The following is a 26645-nucleotide window of genomic DNA, read 5'->3' as shown; positions in this document are numbered from 1 at the left end:
TCTAATTGTTGGGGATTTAATGGAAAAAATAGAAATAAAAGACTCAAAAATAACCAGCACTCAAATGGTCGATAGTTTGCTTACAGGTGGAGATATAGGTACATGGCAAGCTGACTATTTATTGCGTGAGGTTGAGTTTGAGCGTTTAAAAAATGGAAAGCCAGTAACCTATAACTGGGCAAATAGTATTGGGTTAACAACTTTTGGTTTTGCTCTTAACCTATTTGGTAAGGGATATTCAAACTATACGGTTATTTCAAAGGGTGAATGGATAGCGTTTGGGGGTGGAATTGCTGTGACAGTGACTTTATACCTAATCGGTTTATGCCTCAAAGACAGTCGAAAAATGGTAATGGAGAAAATTGAGCAACATTTTGAAAATGCACCAACACAAAAACGAATGATGGGAGGTAACGATGAATAACAATCTTCCTTCAGGCTATCAGCCTTTAAAGAAATTGACAATTTGCAGCAATACTCTTACAGGCGGGGGTAATCTGGTTTCGATAGGCAATGAATTACCTGTAGTTATAGGCAGAGGAAGTACTCCACAGATTTGGCTGAAAGCTATTGGAGATTCAACAACCAATGAACTAGTGCCTATAGTCGAAAAAAATAAATCAATGCATCCCGCGATCAAGGTTACTGTTAACAATAATTCTGTTCTGGTTCTGATTTCAGGTGAAGTGATTTTATCCGTTAAGGCAACATCACAAGATGTAATGATTGTTGATAAGTTAGACCTACGCCCAATAGGTTTAAACCTATATGGTGACACTTCTTCTCTCAGTGTCGGTGGAAACACCTTCTCAAGAAACTCAATGCATGGTGGTGGCACATTAATTGGGTTTGGCGCATAGAGCTATAACAAAGCAATTAAGGTGACCCGCTACACTCGGCGGTTTTGGTATGAAGTTCGGTGTGTTTTGTTAGTTCAGTGCTGGGCACCTTATTGCAAGCGTTATAAGAAAAGGGAAAATATGCGTTTATTTCATTACACAAGTTTGTCTGCATTATTGTCGGTAGTTAGAAATCAAAGTGTGTGGTTAACAGACATACGTTACCTTAATGACTCTAAAGAGCTTCATGATGGAATTGAACGTTTAGTTGCTGATGTTTCATATGCACAAACAGATATGTTTACTAATTTTGATTATCACGACAAAGCATCTAACTTTGTTGTAAAAGCTCTCACCGATTTCGCTGAGTTTGGTTCATCGGAAGACCCGTTGTTTGTATTTTCATTAAGTTCACAATGGGATTGTTTAAGTCAGTGGAGAGCATATGGTAGCTATGCTATAGAGTTTCATCATGATGTTCTTAGTTCTGAGCTTGGTGAAATTAAACAATGTATCTACAGTAATGAAACAAAGAATAAAATATCACGCAAAGAGGTGTCTGCTTCAATATCTGACATTAGCGCAGATATGGGGAAAAATCATGGATGTCAGAGCGTCGACAGTTTAGATTCAATAACCTCGTTAATCAATATAGCCGCTACTTTTAAACATAATGGGTTTTCTGAAGAGAATGAGCAGAGAATTATTCTGTCATCTTCAGTTTCTTCTGAAAGTTATCCAAGTAATGTGAAATTTAGAAACAGAGGTGAGTTACTAATACCTTATATAGAAAAAGAGATTAGTTTAGATTCCATAAAGTCGATTACGGTCGGTCCAATAAAAGACCAAGAGTTGGCTTATCAAGCTATGTGTGAATTTATTGATGGTATAAATAAAAATTGGCAATTTGAATCAAATAATACTGAGTTTGAGATTCAAGTAAAAAAATCAAAAATACCATACCGAGGTTAAAAATTTCTTATAACAAGGCAATCAAGGGTGACGCGTTACACTCGGCGGTTTTGGTACGGAGTTCTGTGTGCTTGGTAAGTTCATCGTGGCGCACCTTATTGCAGGCGTTATACAACTCATTGAAGTTTCGTGTCAGTAGGAAAGGCAATATGAAAAATAATGTAAGATTTGATTTATCAAATTATCTAATACATTTCTATCGAGATGTAGATCTATTAAGTGATGATGCTATCGCATTTCCAGAACATATGGGATTCGATAATATCTGTTATGAGACTAATCTAGACGCTTTATTTTTATTACGTTGTTCTATTCGCAAGGGACGAATTTGGGCGAGCTGGTCATATAGGAATGGAAAACCAACTATTTATGGATACAATCCGGCAGTTTGTTTTACTGATATGCCAGTTGCTGCATTTTTCCAAACTAGCTTTGAACGCAAAGCAAGAGGTGAGAAAATAAGTCAACACGCACTATGCATACCCAAGCCACAGGGCTTTGCCTATGGAGCTAGACCTGTAATTTATGCATTAACAGACTCCAATGTTACTGTCACCACTTCGCATTGCGGGCAAATTAGGGTAATAGACACCAACAAACTCCCTTTATCAGAGCAGTATCGCTACGTAGCCTATGACCCCTGTCGCCCGATTCCATTAGATTGGTCGCATGAAAGAGAGTGGAGGTGGTCGTATAAAGGAGACTTGAGTCAATACTTTTCGGAATTAGAGGATGGCGTGTTAGAGGATGAGAGATTTATCCCAGCATTAAATCTGAATGTTAACTCTTTTAATGGACTTGGTGTGATAGTCGAAAACTCCAAAGAAGCTAAAATGATACTTCACGACATTATTAGATTGGTAGACCAAAAGATAATTCCATTAGGTTTTTATGAATTCATATTAGTTAGCGAAGCATTGAGTGATATTTCTAAAATTATCAATCCAGCAGGTTTAAACTCTGAAATAGCCAAAGCTCAGATTGATCTTTCACCATATTTTGTCAGTAGACAAAAAGATGCAGACTATTTGAACAACCAAATTGGTAAAATTGCTAACACTGTTCGTGAAAACTCTAAGGGAACTCCGTCTGAGGTGTTTGAATATGGTACAGCTTGGGTTTGGGTGTTAGATAATACGTCCAATTTAGCTCGTTTGTTAATTCAGACTGATCGCATGATAGTTAGTCAGGAAGGGCGATATTTGATTAAATTACCAGAATTTGAAGTTGATTGCTCTCTGAGTGATAAAGAGAAGATGTGTGAAGAGGTAGCACAATTGCTCTCGGCTGAGTATGGGGTTGAATGTGTTTATTACTCTGTAACTAGCTCCTCAAACGAAAATAGTGTGCCATTTTATGCTGGAGATCATGATGGTAACCTATTTTATAATAGGTCTTACTAGCAAAATGCTATAGATTTGTATAACAAACTGCTCAAGAGGGATTCGCAACGCGTGGCATTTTTACTGTGCGTTGAATTTAGTGATTAAGGTGGTTTGCGGCGGCTTCGGTATTGCGCTGCTCACCCCTTAGCAGGGCGTTAGTTTCATCGGAGTAGTACGAAACAATGGTAAAAGAAACAATTAACTCTTTGAAAGGAGTTTTATATGAACGTATTAGTAGCCCTTTATGGGGGACGTACTTTATCTCCTTTGTTGTATACAATTGGAGCGCAATCCTAATATTAGCCAGTGATCCGAAACCAATGGCTGAAAAGGTCGAGTTAATTAAAACGACTTATGTGTACACTGATGGCAACTTCAATATAGGGGTTGTTTTGTATCCCTTAATGATGTCGGTATTCTTACTGCTAGCCATCCCTTTCTTGCAAACTCTGCATTATATTTACTCTGAATATATGAAGACTCAGGGTAAAGTCAGACGAGACAAATTTGAAGAAAAAACGCGATTGACGGTTGAACAAAGCAATGAGTTAAGGCAACGCATTTTTAACATTCAAACTTCTAGCCGAGAGATGACATCGTTTCAAGATCAGGAAATCAACTCACTTAAAGAAACTATTTCGTCATTAAAATCGCAGTTAGAATCTAGTGAGCAGGACGAAGAAATGGGGCTGTTGGTTGAACAACTTCAGAAAGTTCAGTCAGAGAAAGCTGAACTATCGGCGAAAGTGGCAAAAGTAGAATTAGAGTTGGCTAATAATCGGGCATATATCAAGACTGATGCAGTTGATATTGAATATGCTTTTGCTCGAATCATTGGTAATGAAATTGGAGCTAGAGGCACAGAACATGATGCTGATATCTTTAGAGGCGGAGACATAAGTCATATTTCTGATGCACTGGATAGTGCTATAGCTAGCATTGAATTGCGCTTAAATAGTATCCATTTTTTGCCAAGTGACCATGAAAGTGGTGGAATTGCTGCTCAACTAGGGGTGGCAATTATGCAATTGAAGCGCACAAGTAAGTCGATGAAAGAACTCACGGTGTACGAGCCGAATGATTATCATTGGGGAATAGTTGCCAACCTAATGACTGTTATCAATACACTTCTGGAGTTTGCTGAAAGAAATAAAACTAACAAACTGTTTAAGAGTGATTCGCAACGCGTGGCATTTTGACCATGCGTTGGTTTAAGTGTTTAAGGTGGTATGCGGTAGCTCCGGTATTGCGTTGCTCACACCTTAACAGGGCGTTAAGCGCAAAGTAAATTGTCAATTTTATTAGGTGGTTATGATACTTACAGCTTTAGTCGATAACTCTCGGTTGGAAAATAGAACAGATCTTACTGTTGAAAGAGGGTTGTCTCTTCATGTGAATACAGGGGGGCGGCAGATACTATTTGATGCTGGTAGCAGCAAAGCCTTTTGTGATAATGCAGCGGCATTAGACATAAAAATCCAAGATGTAGATGCCGCTGTTATTTCTCATCGTCACCATGACCATTGTAACGGTGTAACTCATTTTCTTGACCGTAATTCTAAAGCTCAAGTGTATTTTCGCGAGTGTGAGGAAAAAGATTATTGCTTTAAGGCTTTTGGTTTTAAAAGCGACGTCGGCATTGATAAGGATTTATTAGTTAAAGCGAAGAGACAGTTAAGTTTCGTCAATAAGACAACAGAGATACTCCCTAATGTTTTCCTTGTTACGAATTTAAGCAGTAGGTATGAGCAACCGAAGGGAAATAAATATCTCTATGCTGATTCAGGCCAAGGCTTCAATCCGGATACATTTGATCATGAACTTCTTATGGTCATCAAAGAAAGTGATGGATTAATAGTTTTTACAGGCTGTGCCCATAATGGTGTTCTTAATATGGTTGAAACGGCTGTTGAGCTATTTCCAAACACAAGAATTAAAGCTGTTGTTGGTGGTTTTCACTTGGTTGGTTTACCACTATTCAACAGTATTGGTGGCAGCAAGGAAGATATTGAGGCTATCGGAAAATCACTATTAACCTATCCGATAGATAAGTTGTATACAGGTCATTGTACCGGCATGAAAGCCTTTGGTTTATTGAAAAATGTGCTTGGTGAGAAGCTTGAGCATTTTCCCACAGGGCGTAGCGTTGTCATTTAGTTTGATGCGCTTAACAAAGGCATCAAGGTGACACGTTACACTCGGCGGTTTTGGTGTGGAGTTCGGTATGCTTTGCTGGTTCAGTGGGACGCACCTTAATTGGGCGTTATGTTTTTGAGGAAATATGGATATACGAAAGGTTACCACAGCAGAGGTTTTACCCATTAGACATCTTGTTTTGTGGCCAAATAAGTCGCCTTCATTCTGCGAAGTCGAAGGGGATGACTCTGCTACTCACTATGGTGCATTTATTGGTGGGAAACTGGTTTGTGTGGCATCTGTTTATAACAGTGGTCATGAAGCTAGACTTAGAAAATTTGCTACTCTGCCTGAATACCAAGGGCAAGGAATTGGTACTAAGGTCATTGAGAAGCTGGTGCGTGATTTGAAGCGAGAAGATGTTAGCTATTTCTGGTGTGACGCACGAACTTCCGCACTGTCTTTCTATCAGAAGTTTGGGTTGTGCGTTGAAGGTGAAGAGTTTCACAAATCAAATGTAGCGTACTTCAAAATGTCTGCTTCGTGGGTGTAAGAACCACAAACATAACAAGCGTTTAAGACGGATTCCCAATGCTTGGTATTTTCAGTTTGATTCAGCTTTAATGTCTACGGCACAATGGTTTAGGTAAGGTGGCAGCGTTGCTCACACCTTAAAAGGGCACTATACCTAAGGAAAGATGGAGTAATGAATACCACAATACTTGAGACAGAATATTTTACTGTAAGTCAGTGCAACGATTGTGATCTACCGGGTTACTTAATCGTGATGTATAAAGACCATCTAAGAGAGTTAAGTGAACTTCCTCATGAAGCTAAATGTCAGCTTGGGGTATTGCTTAGCGAAGTTGAATCAAGTATTACAAAAGTGTTAGCTCCTGAAAAAGTGTACTGCTGCAAATTTGGAGAAGCGGCCAGTATTATTCATTTCCACCTTTTTCCAAGAACAGTCTTGTTAAGTAAATCGTTTTTAAGCATCTATCCAGAGCAGCAAGGTTTAATTCATGGCCCTCTGTTATTTGATTGGGCTAGAGATTACTACAAAGTTAAAGTCGGTTGTTTCTCACCTAATACCATAGCTGCTTTCAACAAAATCAAGGCTATTTTGAGTTCTGTTGGTATAACAAAAGCATCAAGGTGAACATCACGTGTTGCACTAGGCGGTTTTGTTATGGCGTTCGTTACGCTTTGTTAGTTCGGTGGTACACACCCACTATATTGCAAGCGTTAGCAGTCAGAAGTAATAAGGAACTATAAATGGAACTAAAATATCGTTCAGCTGATTTTGAAGATTTGGAAAGTCTTGTTGCTTTGCTTTCAAATGACCCGCTTGGTAACAAAAGAGAAGACGCATCCGTTCCGCTGAATCGTGCGTATATTGAAGCGTTCGAAGCAATTGTACGAGATTCAAACAACGATTTAGTTGTTGTTGAGCAGGACAACGTTCTAGTCGGGATGCTTCAAATTACCTTTATTCCTTACCTAACGCATATTGGTAGTTGGCGTTGTCTTATCGAAGGTGTTCGAATCCATAGTGACTATCGTGGACAAGGATTCGGTGAGCAAATGTTCACACATGCTATCGAACAGGCAAAAAGTAGAGGCTGTAAAATCGTACAGTTAACAAGTGACAAACAGCGTCCTGATGCAATCAGGTTTTATGAAAGACTTGGATTTAAAGCAACACATGAAGGGTTTAAACTTGCGTTGTAAGCAGTTTGCTCACAGATGAGTATGGCGTCAATAATTAAATTTTGGCGCTGTTTTCATCCCACATAGTTCTATCTCTCAACATCGAAGTTAGAGTTATAACCATCTTCCTAACACAAGCAATGATAGCGACTTTCTTAGGTTTTCCTGCGCCCAATAAACGTTTATATGTTGTTTTAAAAACAGGGTACATTGCATAGCGGATATTATTGTGAATGTTAGGGCATTGATTTTCTAGCGATATTATATGTCCTCCTATTAGAGCGCATAATCGAAGTCATTCCAGTTGAAGTTAGCATATTTGGTACACTTGGTGACATATAAAAATCTAGTTCGACTCAAAGGAAGCTATGAAAATTATTTCAAAGAATGACATTGATAGGTATATCGGTGTGGATATCGAACCAACAGCTTGGTTTGTTGTAAATCAAGAGCAAATTAATCAATTTGCAGATTGTACCTTAGATCATCAGTTTATTCATACGGATCCTGTTAAAGCACAAAGTACAATGTTCAAGTCTACAATTGCACACGGTTTGTTATCTCTGTCTATGATCCCATATTTTGCAGAGAGTTTTGGGTACCATTTGGAGGGTTCTAGACTTGGTCTCAATTATGGGTTCGATAAGGTGCGTTTTATTCACCCTGTAAAAGTGAATAGCCGTATTCGAGCTCATGCCAAATTGATTGCTGTAGAAGAAAGAAACCCTGGGCAGTATGTATTTAGTACAGAAGTGGTTGTTGAAATCGAAGGTGAAACAAAACCTGCGTTGAGCGCTATATGGCTAGCTATGCAGGTCGTGCCTTAGGGGCAAGATATCGAATAATATATAAATTGTTTAATGGTAATTCGCAACGCTTGACACTTTCGTTATGCGTTGCGTTTAGTGTTTATGGCGCTTAACTAAGATATTTTTCCACCTGATTTTTAAATCTCACTAAATCCTGCTTATTAAAAATAGAAGGAGAAACCGCAATCCCTAGACCTACTTTGTTACCATATGGAATAAGAGTAACAATCAGGCCATAATGCCCTTGCAGTGGGAAATTGAAACCGCCAGCTCTAATTGTTGTCGCGCCAGAAAACTCAAGTTGTTCATCCTGGTTGCGATTATAATGGCCAAAATTCGAGATATAGAGATTAGATTTAGAGCTGATCAACCTAAAGCCATTCATTAGTTGTTCTGGTGTTGCATTGGCAAAGTTTGTTGCAAACCCTGCGTAAGATACCAATGCTCTTAAAGGATTCATTTTAAAACTGTTGATTTGCTCTTGAAACGCCGGTGCAATATGTTCCATTTCGCCTTGTTCAAGCTTGACCGGAATCGCGCTCACAAAATTCCCGAACAATTTGTCTTCATTTTGACGTACATTTGCGGTGATAGACATAGAGATACGACCTTGTAATGTATCCGCCTTCAATTCCATAACCGCCTTGGCAATAGCGGAAGAAATCAGCGTATTAAGAGTCATGCCTTCTGGTCTTTTAATTGTTGCGGTATCAATATCAAAGAAGTCAAAAATTACTGAATTATCCGTACTTTCTCGATAGAAAAGATCAACCTGGTTAGCTTCAGACAAAAAGTAGGTTGATAGTGAACGTTGCTGCTCTATTGCTTTATTAAAAGCGGCGTTATCATTAACCTGTTGCTGTATAAATTGTTCATCTGATAGGCTCAGTTTTGTATCAGATAAATTTACATTTGTGTTGTTGTACCCAGCCACTAGTTGCTCTTTAAATAGGTAACCAGATGGTGCATCACAAAAAACATGGTTGATAAGAAGGCACAGAACAGACTCATCGCTGTCACGTCTGTCAAATTTTATTGCAATAAAGGGGGCAAAGTTCGCCTGTGATACTAGTTCTTGAAAATTATTGTTCAACGTAATCTGAAGAGCGGTCACTGGGCACAGATCAGTATCTTCTAGTAAAAAGTTGTTTTGATAGTCAAATGGTTGATAAATATATTGATTGTCTTGATAGACCAGTTTGGTTTGAAGTTTCGGAATGGCTTCATAAACGTTTTTAAAAGCGCTTTTTAAGCGTTGGTTGTCCAGGTGCCCATCTAACTGCCAAAACTGAACAAAATATTGTGGATTATTATATTTAGCGATTTCAAATTTAACTTTATCGAGAAAGTTAACGGGTAAAACTGTCTTCATATCTTTAATTATAACATTATTAATTATTAGAGTTACTGACATACCTTAACTTTAACAATAAGGACTAACAATATTAAACAGGTCTAACTTGTTGGCCCTTTTCGTTTTTATAGGGCTAATTGACTTAACTAATACGGTTCTAATGTTACAAATAATTATATGAAGCAGAGCAACAAAGTAATGAGGTCATGACTTCAACTCGTTGTCTGCATACTTGAATCTACGTCTTTTGAAACATCATATATGGCGACTATTTTGGTTGATTGTTGATTTTACAATTAGTGCCGTTCGGTTCGAAAGCATGTAAGGGGCTGCTGGCTTGTCACGATGCTTAAGGAGAGGCTAGACGAAGGCTATCACCAAGGAATTGCCTTGCCATCAAAACTGTAGAACTTACCTGTATCGTTCGAGGTAAGTTTATCTAATAGTTCAAGTAAGCATTGTGCGACGTATGTGGCGGTAAATAGCTTGTGTGGTGGAACATTTTTTTGAAAGGGCTTGGATAGGGCTGTGTCAGTTGTTCCCGGGTGGAAAGCAATGACACAGCAATTCGGCTGTCGAAATTTCCATTCAATACTTATCGTTTTTATTGCCATGTTTAATGCTGCTTTTGAGCAACGATAGCTAATCCATCCGCCAATTTTGTTGTCCTCAATGCTACCGATTCTTGCAGATAACGAGACGAAATAGGTCGTGTGCTTTGCTTTTAGGTGACTGGAAAAGTACTTGCCAAGTAAAAGCGTCGGGATCGTATTGGCGTTTAGGTTATGTTGGAAGAACTCAGTATCAAACTCTTTAACTGACTTCTCTGGCGTTTTACTTGCTAAAGATAGGCCTCCTGCGGCGTTAATTAAAATATCTAGGTTTGTAATGCTTTCGGATAGCTTTTTTACGTCAGAATCAGATGCAATATCGGCTTTAAACCACACTAAATTATCGTGCTGTATTTGTGGTTGAGTAGAGCGATAGGTTGCGTACAGCGTGGCCTTGATATCAGATACGATAAATTGTTCTAAAAGTGCAGCCCCAATCCCGCCAGAGCCGCCAATAATGAGAATCTTCAATTGCTTATACTCAATAGTTTGGATTAGTAAAAGCATAGAATAGTAACTACATTACAGCGAATCATGATGGGTTATTGCTGTCTTTTAAAGCTAGAGCTCGTATTCTTCGGTGGGTGAGTGCTTTCTTGATTTAATCTTTGATGAATGAAATTTTCCCTCCTTTCTTCTTTCTATACTTAGAACAGATAAGGAGAATCTCTATGACTATCGTGACAAAACTGGCTCTTGTGTTCACTCTTTGGATTGGTTGTTGTGCGTCCGCTTTTGCATTAGAGCCTGTTTATAGTGATTTTTTTGGCAAAGCCATTAAGGGATATGACGCGGTATCTTATTTTACAGAGAGTGCCGCCGTTAAGGGTGATAGCGATTTCACGTATCAATGGAATGGGGCTAAGTGGTACTTTTCTTCTGAAGAAAATCGCAAGGCGTTCGTTGCTAACCCTACTAAATTTGCGCCTCAATATGGTGGCTATTGTGCGTGGGCTGTAAGTAAAGGCTACACCGCGAAAATAGACCCACATGCTTGGAATATTGTGGAAGGGAAGCTCTACCTAAATTACAGCAAATCTGTTCAACAGACTTGGCAGCAAGATATAAAGGGCAATGTGGCTAAAGCTGATTCAAACTGGCCGCAATTATTAGCCGAATAGAGGGCGATTTTACTCTGTGCAGATAGGCGGCTATTGGAAAGTGCTGAGCGGAAAAGCGCTGTCATTCTTTTGGTCACTAAAGCGGAAAAGTGAGTCAGCGCTTGATTCAAATTCTTAGTGTTATTGCTATATTGGGGCTTTCCTGATTAATGTGTTGTTGAAATCTTGAATAAGAGCCTCATGTTGAAGAGTTCGGTAGAGCAAGCAATAGAGAATATTAGGGGCAAGTCTCAAGGCGAAGCTGCGCTAATGCCGCATGCGGTGACGATCAACTTTCATCCAGATCGTTTTACTTCAGAGCATAAACCATTGCTTGAAGCTATTGCTGAGGCTGGTTGTCTTAAATCCCAATTTGAAACAGGCACCAGTAACGGCGGTTTAACTGCATATCACGGCGGTGAACGTTGGTTGTGGGAGCAACGTGTGTTTGATGGTGCTTATGATAATGCGCCGGATCATCTGAGACCTAAGTATGGTGCGTTGAACTTTCGTGGTTACGAAATGGGCGCATCGCCACGTTTTGGCTCTGCTTATTTCCAATTAAAACCTCACGTGTTATCGCGCACAACATTTTGCTATCCCGATAGTTATTTTGAACCCGAGAATTTTGCGGTTTTTGATCGTATCAGTACGCTTATTCATCAAGCATCACTATCTGATGTTGATTTGTTAGATGATTATATCGAAGCCCACATACATGGTGTTTTATCGTTAGCAGACGATGTCGACTGCTTGGTACTAGATCCTATTTTTCGAGCAACTGATATTGAACAACAAGCAGTTCAACTTGATGTGCCCGTTAAGTGGCATAATGGTTATGCGTTGAGTATGGCGCAGATGCGCCTTTATCCTGAGTATCGAGGGTTGGAGTTTATCGACTTAGCGCAAGAACTTGCTCAAGATGGGAAGATTAATGCCAAGTTGTTAGGTACTGCAGTGACGAAACAGGGCTATAACGAGCAAGATATTAAGAAAATTTGGCATTACTTAGCGCGCTTTGGCTACCAATTTGGATTGGAATAGCCAAGGCGATTAATGATTGAGTTAGTGATGTTGGTGAACAAGTTTTAGTAGTTAGAATGTATGAACAATCACGATCTTGAAGGTGTTCTCGATTTTCTTCGTGGCGCCGAACAGTTAAAAAACACCTTACGTACCGCGCGAACATCAAACGGTAGAGAAGAGAGTACGGCTGAGCATACTTGGCGTTTATGTTTGATGGTGATGATGTTTGCTGATCAATACCCGAATATTGATCCGCTTAAACTAATGAAAATGTGCATTATTCATGATTTGGGTGAGGCGATTAACGGCGATATTGCAGCGGTTGATCAAGTGGAAGGTTCTGATAAAGGTATTCAAGAACGGGAAGATTTGATCACCTTGATAGCGCCTCTGCCCACCAAGCTGAAACAAGAGATCTTAAGTTTGTGGGATGAATACGAACATGCTTCATCTGAAGAAGCATGTTTAGCGAAGGCGTTGGATAAGCTTGAAACGCTATTGCAGCATACTCAAGGGAGAAACCCTGCTGATTTCAATTATGGTTTTAATTTATCGTACGGTAGAAAATATACCGATAGCGATGAATTAACCATGCGTGTAAGAAGCCTTATTGATATCGATACTGAGAAATTGGCGCAACGTAATAAGTCGAATTAAAAGCCCTCGGTATGGCTTAAGTGAATTTACTTTTTCCATTGAATTTTGGATTAATCGTTCGTTATAAAGGAGTGATAATGAAATACACAACGACAGAAACTATGCCCGGTGCTGAAATTGTCGAGAGTCTGGGTGTGGTGTCCAGTAATGTTGTTCAGTCTAAGCATGTTGGTCGAGACATAATGGCGGGCTTAAAAGGTGTGATTGGCGGTGAATTAGTGGGTTACACCGAAATGCTGACTGAGGCTCGTAAGATCTCTGTCGAGCGAATGCTTGCTGAAGCGCAAGCGTTAGGGGCTGATGCCGTTGTTGGAGTAAGGTTTACAACTAGCGCAATTACTCAGGGCGCATCTGAGGTGATGGCTTACGGTACAGCGGTTAAGTTGCAAGCGTAGTCGCAATCACTTCTTGATGTTGCGAATAGAAAAGGCACCATCCTCTTTGTTAACAACGCTGTGGTTTTAATACCCGTTAGCGGTTATACAAAAGAAGATGGTGCCTTTTTAGTATCAAACAGTTATCCGTTTCTCTGTGAAAACTGTTTATATGAAGCAGGCTTACCTATGAAGTCACGGCTTCTTTGCTTGGTTTGATTTGACTGATGATGGTTGAGTCTTTGATTTTGTCATCGGCGGCAAGCATCACGGCTTTGGATAGCAATAACGCAAAGCCGCTATCGCCCTCAAACGGTAGCATGACTTTATTGGTATCTTTACGTGCAGGCACAATACAGAGGTAACTGTCGTTAGGTGACATAAGAATATTGGTACTGCCAATATGGATTTTGTACTCCCGAATATTCCCCTTCACATGTAGGAAGCGACCTTCAATATGGCAACGTTCGCCAATGGCGAGCCCTGGTAGTAGGGTCTCTAGAATTGCTTTACGTTGCGTTGCAGCACCTTGTAATTCACCAAAACTATAGCTGTGCCAGTAGTCTTGATAGCCTTGAGTATATCGTTCTGGATGCCAGTTAGGATCAGCGCCAATCGTTGCCACACCTACAAACAAATCACAATCGCGAAGCACTTCACTTAATGCGCGTGGTGGAATTGCGCTCATCGCAATGTCTTGCTCGGTGTTTGTATCGACGAAACGCACCCTGTCGGTGATCATATGGGTATAAACACCCATATCGTTAGATTCGTTATCGTATGGCTCTAATATATGCAGGCGTGCTTCCATACCTAAATGCGCAAGAGGGGTGGAAATGTAAGCGAGTGGATCACCGCTTTCGTAATCCCAGAAGGTCATTAACTTCGCATTCCAACCACGGCCTCGAGCCAAGGTCACAAATTGATGCTGGCGTACAATGTGCGCAGCCATTCGCAGTGAGTGGTCATGGGTTGCCACTTCTGCATCGGTTAACAAGTAAATCTCACGGAATACCTGTTTAATCGCCTGAACCAAGCCCTGCTGCAAAATGTAGTGACGCCATTGAAGCGTTTCTTCTTCAGAGGCTTCAATTGGGTGCCACAAACAGATTGTGCAGTTATCGCTAATTGGCTCGCTTGGCTGACCATTCGCATCTCGCCAAGCACCATCATGGTAAATGGCTGAGGTCGTGGTTTGATCTGATGTGAATGTCCACACTAAGGTGCGGGCAATAACCGCCATTAATGGATGTTCAAAATAGTGCTGTTTAAATTGGCTGACACTCCAGTTACGGGGTTCTCGCATTTCACGGTCGATACGGCTCTTTTGAGCGCTTAGATCGTTTTGAATCGCTTTCACTTCCGCTCGGAGTGTTTTGAGCTCCTCACTATGCTGTGTTTTAATCGCAGCCGGTACACTTTTGAGCGCTTTGCCTTCTGGATTAAAAAATGCCAGCTTTACAGGGCTTCCGCTATCGAGGTTGATTTCATAACGGTATTGACCAAGCTGCCCGGCTTTTTGTCCCAGCGCTAAGCCGTGATCTGGAGTGGCAAGATCTTCTAATTCACCTCGTGATAGCCCATGATAACTCGCGAGTTGCTCGATGCTTTTTTCGATCAGCTTACGAGTTTTATTGAGCTTAAATTTCATCTGTAAGCGATTGAGAAGCACAATGGCACTGAGATCATGACTGTTGCCGAGCATACGAATGATGGCGTTACCTTGGCTTTCAAAATACTGCAGGAATGTTAGCGCATTACCTGCAATACCTTGGCTGTTGCCGCGTGGTACAACATCAAGTAAGCCATAATTAAACCAAGCTTGTTCAAGCTCTGGGCTTTGTGCATAAGGTGTCGCGGCCAGCAAACCTCGAATTAAATCTAACGTGGCAGGTTCCAAATCCCAGCTATCGTCATTACAAATTGGTGAGACTAACCAAGGTTGGAGAGCTTGGCTGAAAGTGCGACTACCTATCGCTTCAACTTGCGCTTGTAGCTGTTTTAGTTGTTTTGCATTGGCTTTGGCACCTGTCACAGTGGCTGCTGTGGCCAATAACGTCTGCCATGCAGCAAGAGCCTCTGCATTTTGTTCAGTTAAGAATGCGTTGATGCGCGCAATGAGAGGGCTGTTGCCCGCGAGCGAGAAAGTTGTCGTCTCATCTTCGTCTTCACTGTATTCATGGATCAGATCGGTGACGAGCTGCGGCACTTTCTTATTATCAGACAACCAATTGTTGTGTTGCCAATTATCGTCCTCGGTAATGAGCTGTTGCAGTTGCGCTTTTAACCAAGTTGGCATGCCATTTTTGCTTACCCAATGTGTGATATTTTTCATTAGGTAGCCGCCCGAAGTTTCAAGGTAATGCTTCAGAATGTACTTAACAGCCCCTTCACTAAGATCCAATTTTTTGCGTAAGCTGCTGGCAATGAATTGAACATAGCCATGCGTTGGTATGGCTCGCTCTTCTGCCCAACTATGGCAGGCGCGGACGAGCTCGATTTTTGAAATTAATTCTTTAGGTTTAAGGGCTAACCAGTCTTCAAATAAGCCCGTGTTGGCATAACGCCAATGGTTTTTCGCTGTTGCTTGTAGTAACTGCTGTTTTTCTAATTGATGGAGTTCATCGGCAAATGGACCATCATAAATTGGCATACCGCGAACGCTGTATGTGAAGCTTTCTTCTTGGGCGTTGATTAATGCAGGGCAGATAGCAGCGATAGCTTCTTGGTCAAATGGAACTTCAACATTAAGAGCAAAACGTGCCAAATGAGCAGCGAAAGCAGCACCAAGTTCATTTTCCGTTTCGAAGTCAAAAGTGCCTTTTAAACGAGGACTGCCATTTTGCTCGCCAAAATTAAGGTTAAATGTCTCAGCTAGCGCTTCGATGGCTTTGGCTTTGAGTTGGCAGGGATTACCACTTTGTTCAGCCAGCATAGGTAAGCTGCGAATAACTTGATCGCCAATGATGGTGTACAGTTTTTCGTGGGTGGTATTATGAACAAAGCTTACCCATTGGTCTGGGGTGATTAACCCTTCAATCATGGTCTTACGGAGCAATTTTAAGGTGTCGGCTAAAGGTTCTGCCACGGAACTACCTGAGCGAAAGCTGTTAGGGTAATGATCTAGCGCTAGTTGGAAATAGCGCATTCTGCGCAGCAAAGCTTGCGCGACTTGCGTGCCCATTCCTTCTCTATCGGCGAATACGTCTTTAGGTGTTGGTAAATCTTCGGGATATTCAGATTTACGACGTCCGTAAAGATCCAATTTATGAAAGTGGAAGTATTTTTCTATCCAACTTTCTGCATCAGCGAGCGGATCATTGTTATATAACGGGTATTCACCAAATCCAAATCCGGCAAAGTTGTCATCACTAGCGTGTTCATAGCCCGCAAGCTTAGCAATGGCTTGATGACCTACACCGTAGCAAAAAATTCGATGGTGATAGTTTGCATAGCTTTCTGTGCTTGCGGAATCTTTGAAGGTGCTTTGCATCGCTTGGTGTTGATAGTTTTCATCAACCCATGCTTGGTAATGAACAAGGGAATCAACACCACGCATTGATTGTGCGTCGTGGCTAATGGCCTTTGCTAATGCGGCAATTCTGTCAGCGTTTTGCCAGCCATGAAGCTCAATTTCTTGTGCTAGCGCAATCAGGTAACTGCAACGATGGCTAGTGACACTTTCTGCCCAATGTTGACTGGCTTTGAGATGAGGTACTAACGCGACAACTTGATTCGCAATGGCTTCGCTAAGCGTTGGTAAGGCGAGAATGCTGCTGCCAATAAAAGGTTGAAGAGGCTCAATCAGCAGAGGGTGTTTAGCTTGGAGCTCTGTTAGCTTAGCAAGAAAGTCGATTAATTCGCTTTCTTCTAATAAAGGAAGTTGCTCAAGAGTAACGGTTAACCAGTTCATGAGACATTGGTTAGCAATGATTTTACCTTCAGCATAGATACGTTCGATAAGAACCCATTCACAGCCCGGTTGCTGTAATTTAGAAGCAAAGCTGGTGCGGTTCAGATCATCTTGATCGTAACCAAAATAATGTTGCCATGAGTTGTTTTCTAAATCGGCATTGGCACTTAAAGCAAAGTGGAATAAAAGGTGTAGCTCGCGGTGTGGGGTGTCTTGGGTGACGGTAAATTGATCAAAACAGACAAAAGGGTATGAGACATCCGCTAGGAATGCGTTTTCCTGACTGGTTAGTGTCATTATTATTCTCCGGCGTTCAGGATATATTTTGTAGTAATAAGTTGTTAGTTAGCCGCCAATTAATGGCACTAGCTGTAAGAAGGTGATGCGTAGATCTTCCCGCCATACGATCATTTGATTTAGGGCGGTAATTTGTTTGTCATTAACAAGAACAAAGAAGCCATTACGCTGAAAATGTTCGATAGCACGGTTTACTTCCGCATCAATATCGTAGTGCTCAACGTAAGACTTGGCGTGAGCGTTGAGTCGCCATTCTTTGCCTTCGCGACGAAGCTGTGCCTCATGCACTTTGTTCGCTATTTCTGCTCGAACTTTTAATTCGATAATTTGTTTGAGTGAGACTAGCTTGTCGGTGAGTTGAATATGCACGACGGCAGACACGGTATTATCGCCTTGGCGCTGTTCGATAATGAGGGGAAATTTCAAGCTGAGAAGACCTTAATTACGTTAATCTATCGAGAATGAAAGCAAGCTGAATGCGTGTTTAAGGTAAGCTGATGGATTTTGCTATCCAATACAGGAAACAAATTGTGAGTTTGTTCAAATGACAGTCTGAGGCGAAGTGATTTCGCTAATCATTTTGTCTAGAGTTGATGTAACTATTTGCGATGAGCCAACCAAAAAACCTTAGCAATCATAAGTATGATGGGGTTTTAGTGTCAACTTATATGCGGTTAGTTAATGCTGTAATTGAAGGGTGATTACAGAATTCACGGCTAAGAAATTCGCTTGGGGTGACTTCGGAGCAAAATAGCGATAAACCGATGTGAAGTTTGTTTGATTTTTACTTGATACGCACGATGGGAGTTTAACATGGAAAATGTTGTTCATACGGCGAAATGCCTTTGCGGTAAAGTTGAATTAAAAGTAAAACCGAAATCGAATAAGTTTGTTGTTTGCCATTGCGATACTTGCAAAAGGTGGAATGGCGGCCCTCAATTTGCGATGCCTTGTGGCACCGATATCACCATGAAAGGTCAAGATCATCTCTCTGTATTCAGTTCATCCCCTTGGGCAACACGAGGCTTTTGTAAGCGTTGTGGTACGCACTTGTACTATCGCTTAAATCACTCCGGCGAATACAATATTTTACTTGGCGCGTTAGATATCGATAAAGATGAAAATTTAGAGATTGAAGTGCAGTACTTTATCGACCGAAAACCAGCATACTATAGTCTCGATGCTGATAGCCCAGTACTGACAACCAAAGAAATGTTGGAGTTATTTGGTGCTTAAGCTAGTACATCTTTAGTGCATACAGCGCAGCAAAGGGAAAACAACTGTTGTCTATTTCGACCTTGAATTTGGCAAGGTATCAGTATCACACTCCGTTCCGGCATTTCTCGCTAACCTAGCATGTTGTGATGGTGCAAAGCGGTTACGCATCATCACAAACATCAGCGTGATTTTCTTCCTCTTGAGTTACGTTTTTGAGCGTCAGTTTATCTTATATGACAGGATGTTAAGGCTTGAACTGTAAGGTATCAGCGATGGAAATTCACGTTCTTATTGTTCATTTATTCTGAATACTATTTTCATAGAAAGGTCAATTATAAAATTGGAGTGAATGATTATACTGATGGCGTAGCAATAAAACAGAGAGTGCCACGAAGTAAATTTAGTCCATTTGCAAAATGAAAACTCATGATTGTAGGACAGCCATTCTCTGTTGCGTCAGCTGGTCGGAAATAAAAGGAAATTATAATGAAAAGTAAGAACGAACATTGGTTGTTTTTACAAGCAACCTCAATTTTATCGTTAGTTGCAATTTTGTATAAATTAGGAACTTTTAATGATGTTTGGTTAAGCACATCGCTAGTCATATTTGGTGTTATTACACCTATCTTAGTTTTTGTGTTAAGAAATCATAATCGGCTTTCCTTTTTAATCACTATAGTGCCAACACTCGTTATTATTCGTGTTGCTGATCAAAACGATATTAGCTTAGTAGGTTGGTTAACGGCTTTATCGATTATTCCTCTTTTAATTCAGTTTGTTGGTATCGCAAGAGAAGTATATAAAGAAAATCAATATGAGTTTGCGCTCATGTGTATTCGATTATTTGTAGGTTTTAACTTTATCACTCATGGCACTGAAAAAATCTTCGCAGGTACAGCAGTACACAATGGTATGCGAGGTTATTTTGGGCAAGTCGCAGGTTTTGACCAGATAGGTCCTTGGTTTACTGACTTAATGATCTATGTCGGTGGTATCACTGAAATTGGGGTTGCGCTCTTGATTGGCTGGGGCTTCTTCACTCGTATTGGCGTGCTATGGGCTATTGCTTATCTTGCAGCAGCCGAAGTGTTATCGGGGCACTTTATTACCGGGTATACTTGGGCGTTGCCTGGTGGTGGTTGGGAGTTCCCATTCTTTTGGGCAATGGTGATTTACCCATTCTTCTTCCTCAAGAATCAAGGCCCGATGTCGTTTGATGGTATGTTGATGAAAAGACGCTACGCAACGAACTAATAATAATAAGATTAATTTCTAACGATATAAGGGCATAAGTCTTTCGTGGCTTATGCCTTGAATTATTTTTAATCGTATTTAACTGCAAAGTAATTCCTATTCGCAGTGATTTTAACGATGTAGATGAACTTATTTTAATGGCGTATATATGAGAATAATACTCGCAATGTTAGCTCCTTTATTGTGGGGCACGACTTATGTGGTTGTATCTAACTATTTTACTCATTGGTCACCTTTTGCATTAGCAGTGTGGCGTGCATTACCGGCAGGGCTACTCTTACTGGCAATAAAACCAAGTTTTCCACGATTCCATGAATTATTAGGCATTCTTCTTGTTGGCTTTTTGAATATCGCTTTGTTCTTTGGCTTACTGTTTAATAGCGCCTTACATATGCCAAGTGCTCTTGTTGGAGTCGGTATGATGGCATTACCTGTGGTCGGTGTACTTGTTGTTGGGGTCATTCATCACCAGAAGCCATCTTGGGTTCAAGTCGTATCTGCCATGTTGCTGGTGGCTTGTGCTGGGTATCTTTTTTTGAGTAATAACCCACATATCAGCTTATCCGCAGTGTTATTTCTTATAGGGGCTATGACAACACTGATCACAGGCAGCATAGTCACTAAACATATTATGAAGTCGATTCATTGGTGGAAGTTACTGACTTGGAAGCTAATTTTTGGTGGCATGATGCTTATTCCTATTGCTTGGTGGGATATAAAAAGTCATCAGAGTTATGTTTCTCCATTACCGCATTCGTTAATGCAGTGGGGAGCAATGTTTTGGCTTGTTGTTGCGCTTACATCATTAGCCTACAGTGTGTATGTGTATACCATTCCCTTGATTACAACCACAGAGCTAAGTTTCTTTGGTACTTTTAATCCAATACTTGCGATGATCTTGGGGGCGACGTTAGTCAATGATGCATTCAGTACCCAGCAAATCATTATTATGGTGGCTATGGTAGCGATAAACCTCGCGACACAATATTACGAAAGTCGGAAATCTATCGCCTCAGAAGATGCGATTATTGAGTATTAATAACAATAGTTATCATCCGATAAAAAAGTGTGAATTTTAGGTTTACAGTTACTGCTGGTTTTGGGTAATTTGACTAGAAGGCAAATTACCGCACTCAAATAATCATGGAGATAGAGTATGGAATTAGTAAACCCATCACTGGCGTTAGAAACCGAATTTTTACAGTTTTATGCTGATTATGAGCATAATGACAAAGAAAATGGTGAGTATTATCGTGATGGTAAGTTGAACTTTCCTAAATATGTGCAAAGCCTGCTTGATGAAGCAAAAGGTATCAACCTTAAAGACGGATATGTACCGTGTAATCACTTTTGGTTGATTGATAAAAACAATTCGATCTTAGGTATTATTCGTGTTCGCCATAATATTGATACCGAATTTCTTGCAAATGAGGCTGGTCATATTGGTTACGATATTGCTCCCTCTTGCAGAGGTAAGGGCTATGGCAAGAGTATGTTGAAACAAGCCTTGGCAGAAGCACGAAAATTGGGCCTTAAAAAAGCATTGATCACCGCAGACAAACACAATATCGCTTCACGGAAAGTGATTGAAGCGAATCATGGTGAATTTGAAAATTACGTAGAAGGGAAGGTCATCCCTGGCTCTATCGCAAGATACTGGGTGCCTTGCTAATAAGCATATATGATCGGTTGATTGTTTTGTTGTAAAGCGCAGTTTTTCATAAAGAGTGATTGAAGGCTGCGCTTATCTAAAGAGGTGTGGGGCACATTATTATTGATAGCGTGCTGAGTTTGTATGAAATAATTGCGTATCAAGTGGTGGTATTGAGACCTTAGTTCAAGGTGATAAGTGTTAGTATAAAGCAAGCCTGAGTTATAGAAGTTAGGTTAAGTATAACCAATAACCTGACTTTATTTTGGTTATGTAAAGGAACTACTTTGAGCCAATCTAAATGTTTTGTTTTATTACTTATTATTACAGCCCTCATTGGTTGTAAAGACCAATCTTCACAGAAGATACAGCATGCTTTTAGTGATATATCGAGCCATACACCAGGGTGTGCTGTCGGCATTATTAAAAATGATCGGCTTGCTGTTGAAGAGTATTACGGATCTTCAAGTCTTCGATACAAAGTGCCAATTACAGAAAAGACGATTTTCAATATAGGCTCAATCAGTAAACATATAACAACCTTCTTAGTTTTAAAGTTAGAACAGGAAGGTAAGCTATCCCGTAGCGATAACCTTAAAAGCTATTATCCTGATGCACCTGATTGGTTTGAAGATATAACCATATATCATTTAATCCACCATCAAAGTGGTCTTCCTGATTACTTAAATAACCCTAAAACTCGCTTAAAGTTAAACAAAGCCTTAATTCATGCTCCTTATTTGATAGACGGTGTTGTTTCAGGTGTTCCGATTCCTACCGATGTTCTTACTTCTGCGGTTATTTCTCAGATGAAGTCTTTATCGTCAGCGGAGTTTAAATCTGGCTTTTTGGCGCTCTACAGTAATACTGGCTATCTAATGTTGGCAAATATTATTGAAAAGGTGAGTGGTGAGTCGTTTAGGCAACTCGCAGAACGTGAAGTTTTCCACCCGTTAGGAATGAAATCGACAACTATCAATGGAATGCGGGACACTGAAATTCCTTGGCGTGCAACAGGATATATAGCCGATGAAGATGGTCAGTATTTTTCATCAGAAAACTACATCATTAGCCAAGGGGATGGTGGGGTACTCACAACCTTGCAAGACTACGCAAAATGGGTACAACACATGATGAAGCCTCATCAAGACGAAGCTTTGTGGGAGGTGTTTTTGAATCCTAATGACCCTGAGTTCGGATTAGCACCCACATGGAATAATTCAAGGTTATATCGCTACTCTAATGGCTTGATCGTGAGCGCCATAAAAGGTGCCAATGTATATACCCATGGTGGTTATTCGTTAGATAGCATGAAGAGTGACTTTTGGTTTTCACCAAAGTTGAAGCTTGGTTATATACAACTTTGTAATTACAACACATCAAGAAGAGTCAGTGTTACAGACGTCATTGAACTCTATAGTCAATAAGTTGTTTTGTTGGTAGTGGCTGAACAGAAAAGTTATCTCGAAAATAGTCGCAGCTCTTAAGGATGAAAAGGATAGCAGCATGCCTGAAGGTGTAGCCTCGCAAATGGCGATATCTAGCTATTTGGCGGTGTTTATTGTTTTACTACTGACGTACCCTGTTGCCGTTGTGGTCATTAATCTGATGTTGTATTGCAATGAGCAGAGGAAGCGTTGGTCGCGGCGAATTAATTGGGCTTATTTGATACTCATTTTGGTTATGTTGTTTATGCACATGCAAACAGAAGTTTTCTATGGCAGAGAATTGCTTGACTGGATTCAGTCTCCAAACACATAAATTAGAATAAAAAGCCCGAATTACAGTGTAAATTCGGGCTTTGCTTTTATGTGTTGTTAATGGATTAGACTGCGATTTCGATTATGCTTCGACAGCGGTTTCGCGGCGTTGTTTGGCACCGCGTAACATAGCGTGTACGAGTTCGTTAGCATCAAACTTGGTTAGCGCTTCATGGGCGCCAACTTGGTGTGCGCGATCAACACAGATCTCACTTGATAGTGAGGTGTGTAGGATCATGTAGGTATTTGCTAAGTGAGGCGTGTTTTGCACTTCAAATGCTAATTCGTAGCCGTCTAACCCCGGCATTTCGATATCACTTACTAGAATATCTACTGGCGTTTTAGCTTGAGCTGATTTTTGCATAATATCGAGTGCGTCGTTGCCATTGGTGGCGACGAAATAAGGGATATTGATGCTGTCCAATGCGTTACACAATTGACGACGAGCCACACCCGAGTCATCAACTAGCAGAATACGCATAGGTTTTAGTTTCTCGCGATCAACATCAGTCAACGTTGGGTAGAGAGAATTTGGATCGTCAGGATTGATGTGTGACAAAATAAGCTCAACATCAAGCAGTTGAACAAGTTGTTCTTCTGTACGCGTAATGCCAGTCACGTAAATGTTATGCCCTAACGTTTCTGGTGGTGGTGCGATGGCTTGCCAGTCGCAAGCCGTGATTTTTTCAATTCCACGAACGAGAAAACCAACTGTTGTGCGGCTGCAATCGGTAATGATAATGCTGCAATCAGGGTATTCTTCCGGTGTGATTGGTCGGTAGCCGATAGCTGCAGGCATATCGATCACAGGCATAGTCGTACCACGGATATTCACTGCACCAAGCACATGTTGCTGCGAATAAGGGATTTTGGTGAACGAGGTGAAAGGAACGATTTCCTGAACTTTGAGCGTCCCCATCGCAAACATTTGTGTTTGTGATAATCGGAACAGGAGTAGCCCCTGTGATTGACTCGCCTTGCTTTTCATTCTTATGCCTATACTGCTGAAATGGTCTCACCACGCTAAAAATATCAACCTGAATAAGTGCCTGAGCACTGCCTTATCTTGGTCGGTAATAATCTCGCTTGTAACGTGTTGTTTTAAGGATAAATGGTGAATTTATATCTAAAATCGTGTTTTTGGTGCTGAGTTATCGTTTATGTTGGCGCACCAAATGACATTGTGCCTCAATTATTAAGTGAATTGCTTTAAAGTAGATCATATAAAAGAAAGGTTTATACAATTGATTGTGTCTTTCTTGTTACCTTTCGTTGTGCACATTTTTCTTCCACTCCATTCCTTTAGACATAATTAGTCTAATTTTCAATTGCATACCTATTTAGTGGTATGTGTTTTGGGTCAAAAAAATGACCTTTGGTCAAGTTACTGACGGTTAACATAGTTGTCCGTTATTTTTGATAAATATATTGCATTCTTTTAGCGTATAGTTGACGTGGATCACACGCATTTTGTGAATAGTTATCCGACAATATGAGTCATTATGTGTTTATTACTCCCTTATGTGAGTATGTGTGAATATTAAAGGATGATTCATGTTAAGAAAGTTGGCGTCTATCCGGTTAAGCCATGCGTTGGTGTTAATTTCCGGTATCCCACTTTTGCTGGTGCTAGTGCTACTAGCTAACCAATTTTCCTTGGCTCAGACCAAAAGCGATAACGCAGCGGTAACACGCGAAGCGATAACCCTAATCAATCTTTATGATGATGTAGCGCATAATTTTGCTGTTGAGCGTGGTCTCACGGCGGGCGTTCTCGCTAGTAAAGGGCAGGGTTCGCAGGTTGCACAATTAAAACAACAAAGATTGAAGGCGGATGCTGCTGAACAAGCGTTGCGTGATTTTTCACCACAATTCCTTAATCCAAGTGATGTCGCGGCAATTAGCCGTGATGTGTTAGCTGAATTAAGCCAAAAATCGTCGATTCGTAATCAAGTCGATCAGCTGAATATTAGAAACTCACCTTTTGCTTATTACTCCAACCTTAATCAGCTTGCGATCGATAACGTACGTCTTGTGATTTCTCAGCTCGATGATGCCGAGATCAAGCGCAGTAGTATTGGTTTGCTGTCCTTGCTCATCATTAAAGAAGAGGCGGGTAAATCACGTGGTGCGTTAAATGGCGTATTTGCGGCAGGGAAAACCGATGCGATGCGTTATGGGCAAATTAGCAATTACTTAGCGCAAGGCGATTATGCATTGCGTCAGGCGGAGCTGTTGTTCGAAGGCGATAACCTCAATGCATTAACCAAGGCTAAGGGCGCGAGTATTTGGCAGCAAGTGGATCAAATTCAATCGCAGTTTTTAGCGCAAGGCCAGAACCTAGATGCGATTAAAGGCCCTCAAGCGACCACTTGGTTCAAGTTAGCCACCGATCGTATTGGTATGGTCAAGGCGATTCGTGATCAGGTGAGCTCTCAACTTTTACAAATTTCGGATCGTAATTTAGCGCAAGCGCAACAGGCTAAATTGTTCATCCTACTTGGGTTGCTGCTGATTGTGCTGCCTATCATGGTGATGACCAGCATTTATGTGCGTACGATGAAACGCCGCGTGAAGAATGTGACGCAAAAGCTCGATCAGATGACGAGCCAGAACGATCTCACCATTCGTCTTAGCGATGATCATCAAGACGAAATTGGTGAAATTTGTGAGAGTGTTGATGGGCTTATTCGCGACATGGCGAAAATCATCAATGGAGTTACTGTGCTTGCTAATACGACCCAAGCAAGCCTGCAAATGGTGACTCAGTCGGCTGAACAAGCAAGTAGCGCCAGTGAGCGAACGCAGCGTCGCTGTGAAAATATAGCGACAGCGATGACTGAGATGGCACAGACCAGCTCGCAAGTGGCGAGTACCACAGTTGAAGCGCAGCAAAGTGCTGATGATGCTCGTCGTCATGCGCAAGCCAGCCACCAACAGAGCGACTCTTCGTTTAATGCTGTGAATGAGTTGATTGAAGACATTGATAAAACTTACCTGCACCTGCAAACCTTAGAGCAACAAACACAAAATGTATCGACCATTCTCGACAGCATTAATGCGATTTCAGAGCAAACTAACTTGCTGGCGTTGAATGCCGCGATTGAAGCTGCCCGCGCAGGTGAGCAAGGACGAGGCTTTGCGGTGGTGGCTGATGAAGTACGTACATTGGCTGGGCGTAGTAAGCAATCGACAGAAGATATCCGTCGTTTGCTTGATGAAATCTGCACCAATGCGACCGCATCATTTGAAAATATGCAGCACAGCAAAGACTTCAGTTTAAAAACTCGCGATGTCGTTAGCGAAACTAAGCAGTCTATCGATCAGCTTCATATTTTGGTTGATGATATCAGCGGCCATAACGCCAATATCGCTCAAGCAACAGAGCAACAGTCAGATACTGCCAAGGTAGTGGATACCGATGTTGATGAACTGCTGGAGCTTGCCAATGCATCAGGAGCATTAGTCAATGAAATCAACGAGGAAATGCGAGGGTTAGAAGCGCAAATGGCTGAGCTACTAACTAAAACACAAGTGTTTAGAGTGTCCTAACCTGTTCGCTTTTAATGACTCATAAAA

At 41.0% G+C, this 26645-nt stretch carries 26 protein-coding genes and 1 pseudogene; 21 read left to right on the top strand and 6 right to left on the bottom strand.

The window, feature by feature from the left end; all coding sequences use genetic code 11:
- The first annotated feature begins 19 nt into the window (after positions 1 to 19).
- The 9 genes from A3K86_RS16900 (at position 20) to A3K86_RS16860 (ending at position 7063) form a co-directional block, all read left to right on the top strand.
- Positions 20 to 424 (top strand): hypothetical protein, encoded by a 405-nt coding sequence (locus tag A3K86_RS16900; RefSeq protein WP_068333824.1) that lies wholly within the window; start codon positions 20 to 22, stop codon positions 422 to 424.
- Positions 417 to 860 (top strand): hypothetical protein, encoded by a 444-nt coding sequence (locus A3K86_RS16895; RefSeq protein ID WP_068333821.1) that lies wholly within the window; start codon positions 417 to 419, stop codon positions 858 to 860. Before A3K86_RS16900 ends, A3K86_RS16895 begins: the two co-directional genes overlap by 8 nt.
- A gap of 120 nt (positions 861 to 980) precedes the next feature.
- Positions 981 to 1811, top strand: a complete 831-nt coding sequence (locus A3K86_RS16890; protein ID WP_068333818.1) for a DUF2971 domain-containing protein — start codon at positions 981 to 983, stop codon at positions 1809 to 1811.
- Positions 1812 to 1960: 149 nt separating this feature from the next.
- A complete protein-coding gene (locus A3K86_RS16885; RefSeq protein WP_068333814.1) occupies positions 1961 to 3214 on the top strand; it encodes a DUF4427 domain-containing protein in 1254 nt (417 codons plus the stop codon).
- 164 nt (positions 3215 to 3378) lie between these two features.
- A complete protein-coding gene (locus A3K86_RS23120; protein WP_068333811.1) occupies positions 3379 to 4395 on the top strand; it encodes a hypothetical protein in 1017 nt (338 codons plus the stop codon).
- Between the two features lie 112 nt (positions 4396 to 4507).
- Complete coding sequence (locus A3K86_RS16875) at positions 4508 to 5353, top strand: MBL fold metallo-hydrolase (protein WP_068333808.1); 846 nt, start codon at positions 4508 to 4510, stop codon at positions 5351 to 5353.
- Between the two features lie 124 nt (positions 5354 to 5477).
- Positions 5478 to 5885, top strand: coding sequence for a GNAT family N-acetyltransferase (locus A3K86_RS16870; protein ID WP_068333805.1), 408 nt, complete (start codon positions 5478 to 5480; stop codon positions 5883 to 5885).
- A gap of 153 nt (positions 5886 to 6038) precedes the next feature.
- A complete protein-coding gene (locus A3K86_RS16865) occupies positions 6039 to 6491 on the top strand; it encodes an HIT family protein (RefSeq protein WP_068333802.1) in 453 nt (150 codons plus the stop codon).
- Positions 6492 to 6607: 116 nt separating this feature from the next.
- The gene (locus tag A3K86_RS16860; protein WP_068333799.1) at positions 6608 to 7063 is read left to right on the top strand and encodes a GNAT family N-acetyltransferase; all 456 of its coding nucleotides are present in this window, start codon (positions 6608 to 6610) and stop codon (positions 7061 to 7063) included.
- Between the two features lie 34 nt (positions 7064 to 7097).
- On the opposite strand, the pseudogene A3K86_RS22710 reads toward A3K86_RS16860, so the two are convergent.
- Positions 7098 to 7247, bottom strand: a pseudogene (locus A3K86_RS22710) (IS110 family transposase); the annotation flags it as partial.
- 163 nt (positions 7248 to 7410) lie between these two features.
- Between A3K86_RS22710 and A3K86_RS16855 the strand changes: the two are divergent.
- Positions 7411 to 7869 carry a MaoC family dehydratase gene (locus tag A3K86_RS16855; protein WP_068333796.1) on the top strand — a complete coding sequence of 153 codons (459 nt, stop codon included), beginning with the start codon at positions 7411 to 7413 and terminating at the stop codon, positions 7867 to 7869.
- A gap of 91 nt (positions 7870 to 7960) precedes the next feature.
- Here A3K86_RS16855 and A3K86_RS16850 read toward each other — a convergent pair whose 3' ends face one another.
- Together A3K86_RS16850 and A3K86_RS16845 are read right to left on the bottom strand one after the other, a co-directional pair.
- On the bottom strand, positions 7961 to 9265 hold the full coding sequence (locus A3K86_RS16850) for a condensation domain-containing protein (RefSeq protein ID WP_068333793.1): 1305 nt from the start codon (positions 9263 to 9265) through the stop codon (positions 7961 to 7963).
- Between the two features lie 314 nt (positions 9266 to 9579).
- A complete protein-coding gene (locus A3K86_RS16845) occupies positions 9580 to 10287 on the bottom strand; it encodes an SDR family NAD(P)-dependent oxidoreductase (protein WP_068333987.1) in 708 nt (235 codons plus the stop codon).
- A gap of 200 nt (positions 10288 to 10487) precedes the next feature.
- On the opposite strand from A3K86_RS16845, the gene A3K86_RS16840 reads away from it, so the two are divergent.
- From A3K86_RS16840 to A3K86_RS16825, 4 genes are all read left to right on the top strand, one after another.
- Positions 10488 to 10937, top strand: a complete 450-nt coding sequence (locus tag A3K86_RS16840; RefSeq protein WP_068333788.1) for a YHS domain-containing (seleno)protein — start codon at positions 10488 to 10490, stop codon at positions 10935 to 10937.
- Positions 10938 to 11117: 180 nt separating this feature from the next.
- Complete coding sequence (locus A3K86_RS16835) at positions 11118 to 11960, top strand: DUF3626 domain-containing protein (protein WP_068333785.1); 843 nt, start codon at positions 11118 to 11120, stop codon at positions 11958 to 11960.
- A gap of 60 nt (positions 11961 to 12020) precedes the next feature.
- Positions 12021 to 12599 (top strand): HD domain-containing protein, encoded by a 579-nt coding sequence (locus A3K86_RS16830; RefSeq protein ID WP_068333781.1) that lies wholly within the window; start codon positions 12021 to 12023, stop codon positions 12597 to 12599.
- A gap of 77 nt (positions 12600 to 12676) precedes the next feature.
- Positions 12677 to 12994: a heavy metal-binding domain-containing protein gene (locus tag A3K86_RS16825; protein WP_068333778.1), complete on the top strand. Its 318-nt coding sequence runs from the start codon at positions 12677 to 12679 to the stop codon at positions 12992 to 12994.
- Between the two features lie 166 nt (positions 12995 to 13160).
- Here the strand turns inward: A3K86_RS16825 and A3K86_RS16820 are convergent, their stop codons facing one another.
- Together A3K86_RS16820 and A3K86_RS16815 are read right to left on the bottom strand one after the other, a co-directional pair.
- Positions 13161 to 17183 (bottom strand): DUF4132 domain-containing protein, encoded by a 4023-nt coding sequence (locus A3K86_RS16820; RefSeq protein WP_068333776.1) that lies wholly within the window; start codon positions 17181 to 17183, stop codon positions 13161 to 13163.
- A 48-nt stretch (positions 17184 to 17231) separates the two neighbouring features.
- A complete protein-coding gene (locus A3K86_RS16815; protein WP_146145587.1) occupies positions 17232 to 17609 on the bottom strand; it encodes a hypothetical protein in 378 nt (125 codons plus the stop codon).
- A gap of 387 nt (positions 17610 to 17996) precedes the next feature.
- Between A3K86_RS16815 and A3K86_RS16810 the strand changes: the two genes are divergently transcribed.
- From A3K86_RS16810 to A3K86_RS16785, 6 genes are all read left to right on the top strand, one after another.
- A complete protein-coding gene (locus A3K86_RS16810; RefSeq protein WP_068333769.1) occupies positions 17997 to 18419 on the top strand; it encodes a GFA family protein in 423 nt (140 codons plus the stop codon).
- A gap of 468 nt (positions 18420 to 18887) precedes the next feature.
- Positions 18888 to 19655 (top strand): DoxX family protein, encoded by a 768-nt coding sequence (locus A3K86_RS16805; protein WP_068333766.1) that lies wholly within the window; start codon positions 18888 to 18890, stop codon positions 19653 to 19655.
- 148 nt (positions 19656 to 19803) lie between these two features.
- Positions 19804 to 20694, top strand: coding sequence for a DMT family transporter (locus A3K86_RS16800; protein WP_068333762.1), 891 nt, complete (start codon positions 19804 to 19806; stop codon positions 20692 to 20694).
- A 117-nt stretch (positions 20695 to 20811) separates the two neighbouring features.
- Entirely contained in the window at positions 20812 to 21327 is a 516-nt protein-coding gene (locus A3K86_RS16795; protein ID WP_068333760.1) for a GNAT family N-acetyltransferase, read from the top strand.
- 266 nt (positions 21328 to 21593) lie between these two features.
- Positions 21594 to 22733, top strand: a complete 1140-nt coding sequence (locus A3K86_RS16790; protein ID WP_068333756.1) for a serine hydrolase domain-containing protein — start codon at positions 21594 to 21596, stop codon at positions 22731 to 22733.
- Positions 22734 to 22812: 79 nt separating this feature from the next.
- On the top strand, positions 22813 to 23067 hold the full coding sequence (locus A3K86_RS16785; RefSeq protein WP_068333753.1) for a hypothetical protein: 255 nt from the start codon (positions 22813 to 22815) through the stop codon (positions 23065 to 23067).
- An 81-nt stretch (positions 23068 to 23148) separates the two neighbouring features.
- Here the strand turns inward: A3K86_RS16785 and A3K86_RS16780 are convergent, their stop codons facing one another.
- Positions 23149 to 24054 carry a chemotaxis protein gene (locus tag A3K86_RS16780; RefSeq protein WP_068333750.1) on the bottom strand — a complete coding sequence of 302 codons (906 nt, stop codon included), beginning with the start codon at positions 24052 to 24054 and terminating at the stop codon, positions 23149 to 23151.
- Between the two features lie 566 nt (positions 24055 to 24620).
- On the opposite strand from A3K86_RS16780, the gene A3K86_RS16775 reads away from it, so the two are divergent.
- The gene (locus A3K86_RS16775; protein WP_068333747.1) at positions 24621 to 26618 is read left to right on the top strand and encodes a methyl-accepting chemotaxis protein; all 1998 of its coding nucleotides are present in this window, start codon (positions 24621 to 24623) and stop codon (positions 26616 to 26618) included.
- The last annotated feature ends 27 nt before the right edge of the window (positions 26619 to 26645 follow it).

The organism is Photobacterium jeanii, from assembly GCF_001650345.1.
Taxonomy (GTDB): domain Bacteria; phylum Pseudomonadota; class Gammaproteobacteria; order Enterobacterales; family Vibrionaceae; genus Photobacterium; species Photobacterium jeanii.
The sequence above is the reverse complement of the archived record's forward strand: the minus strand, read 5'-3'. Positions and strand labels throughout refer to the sequence as shown.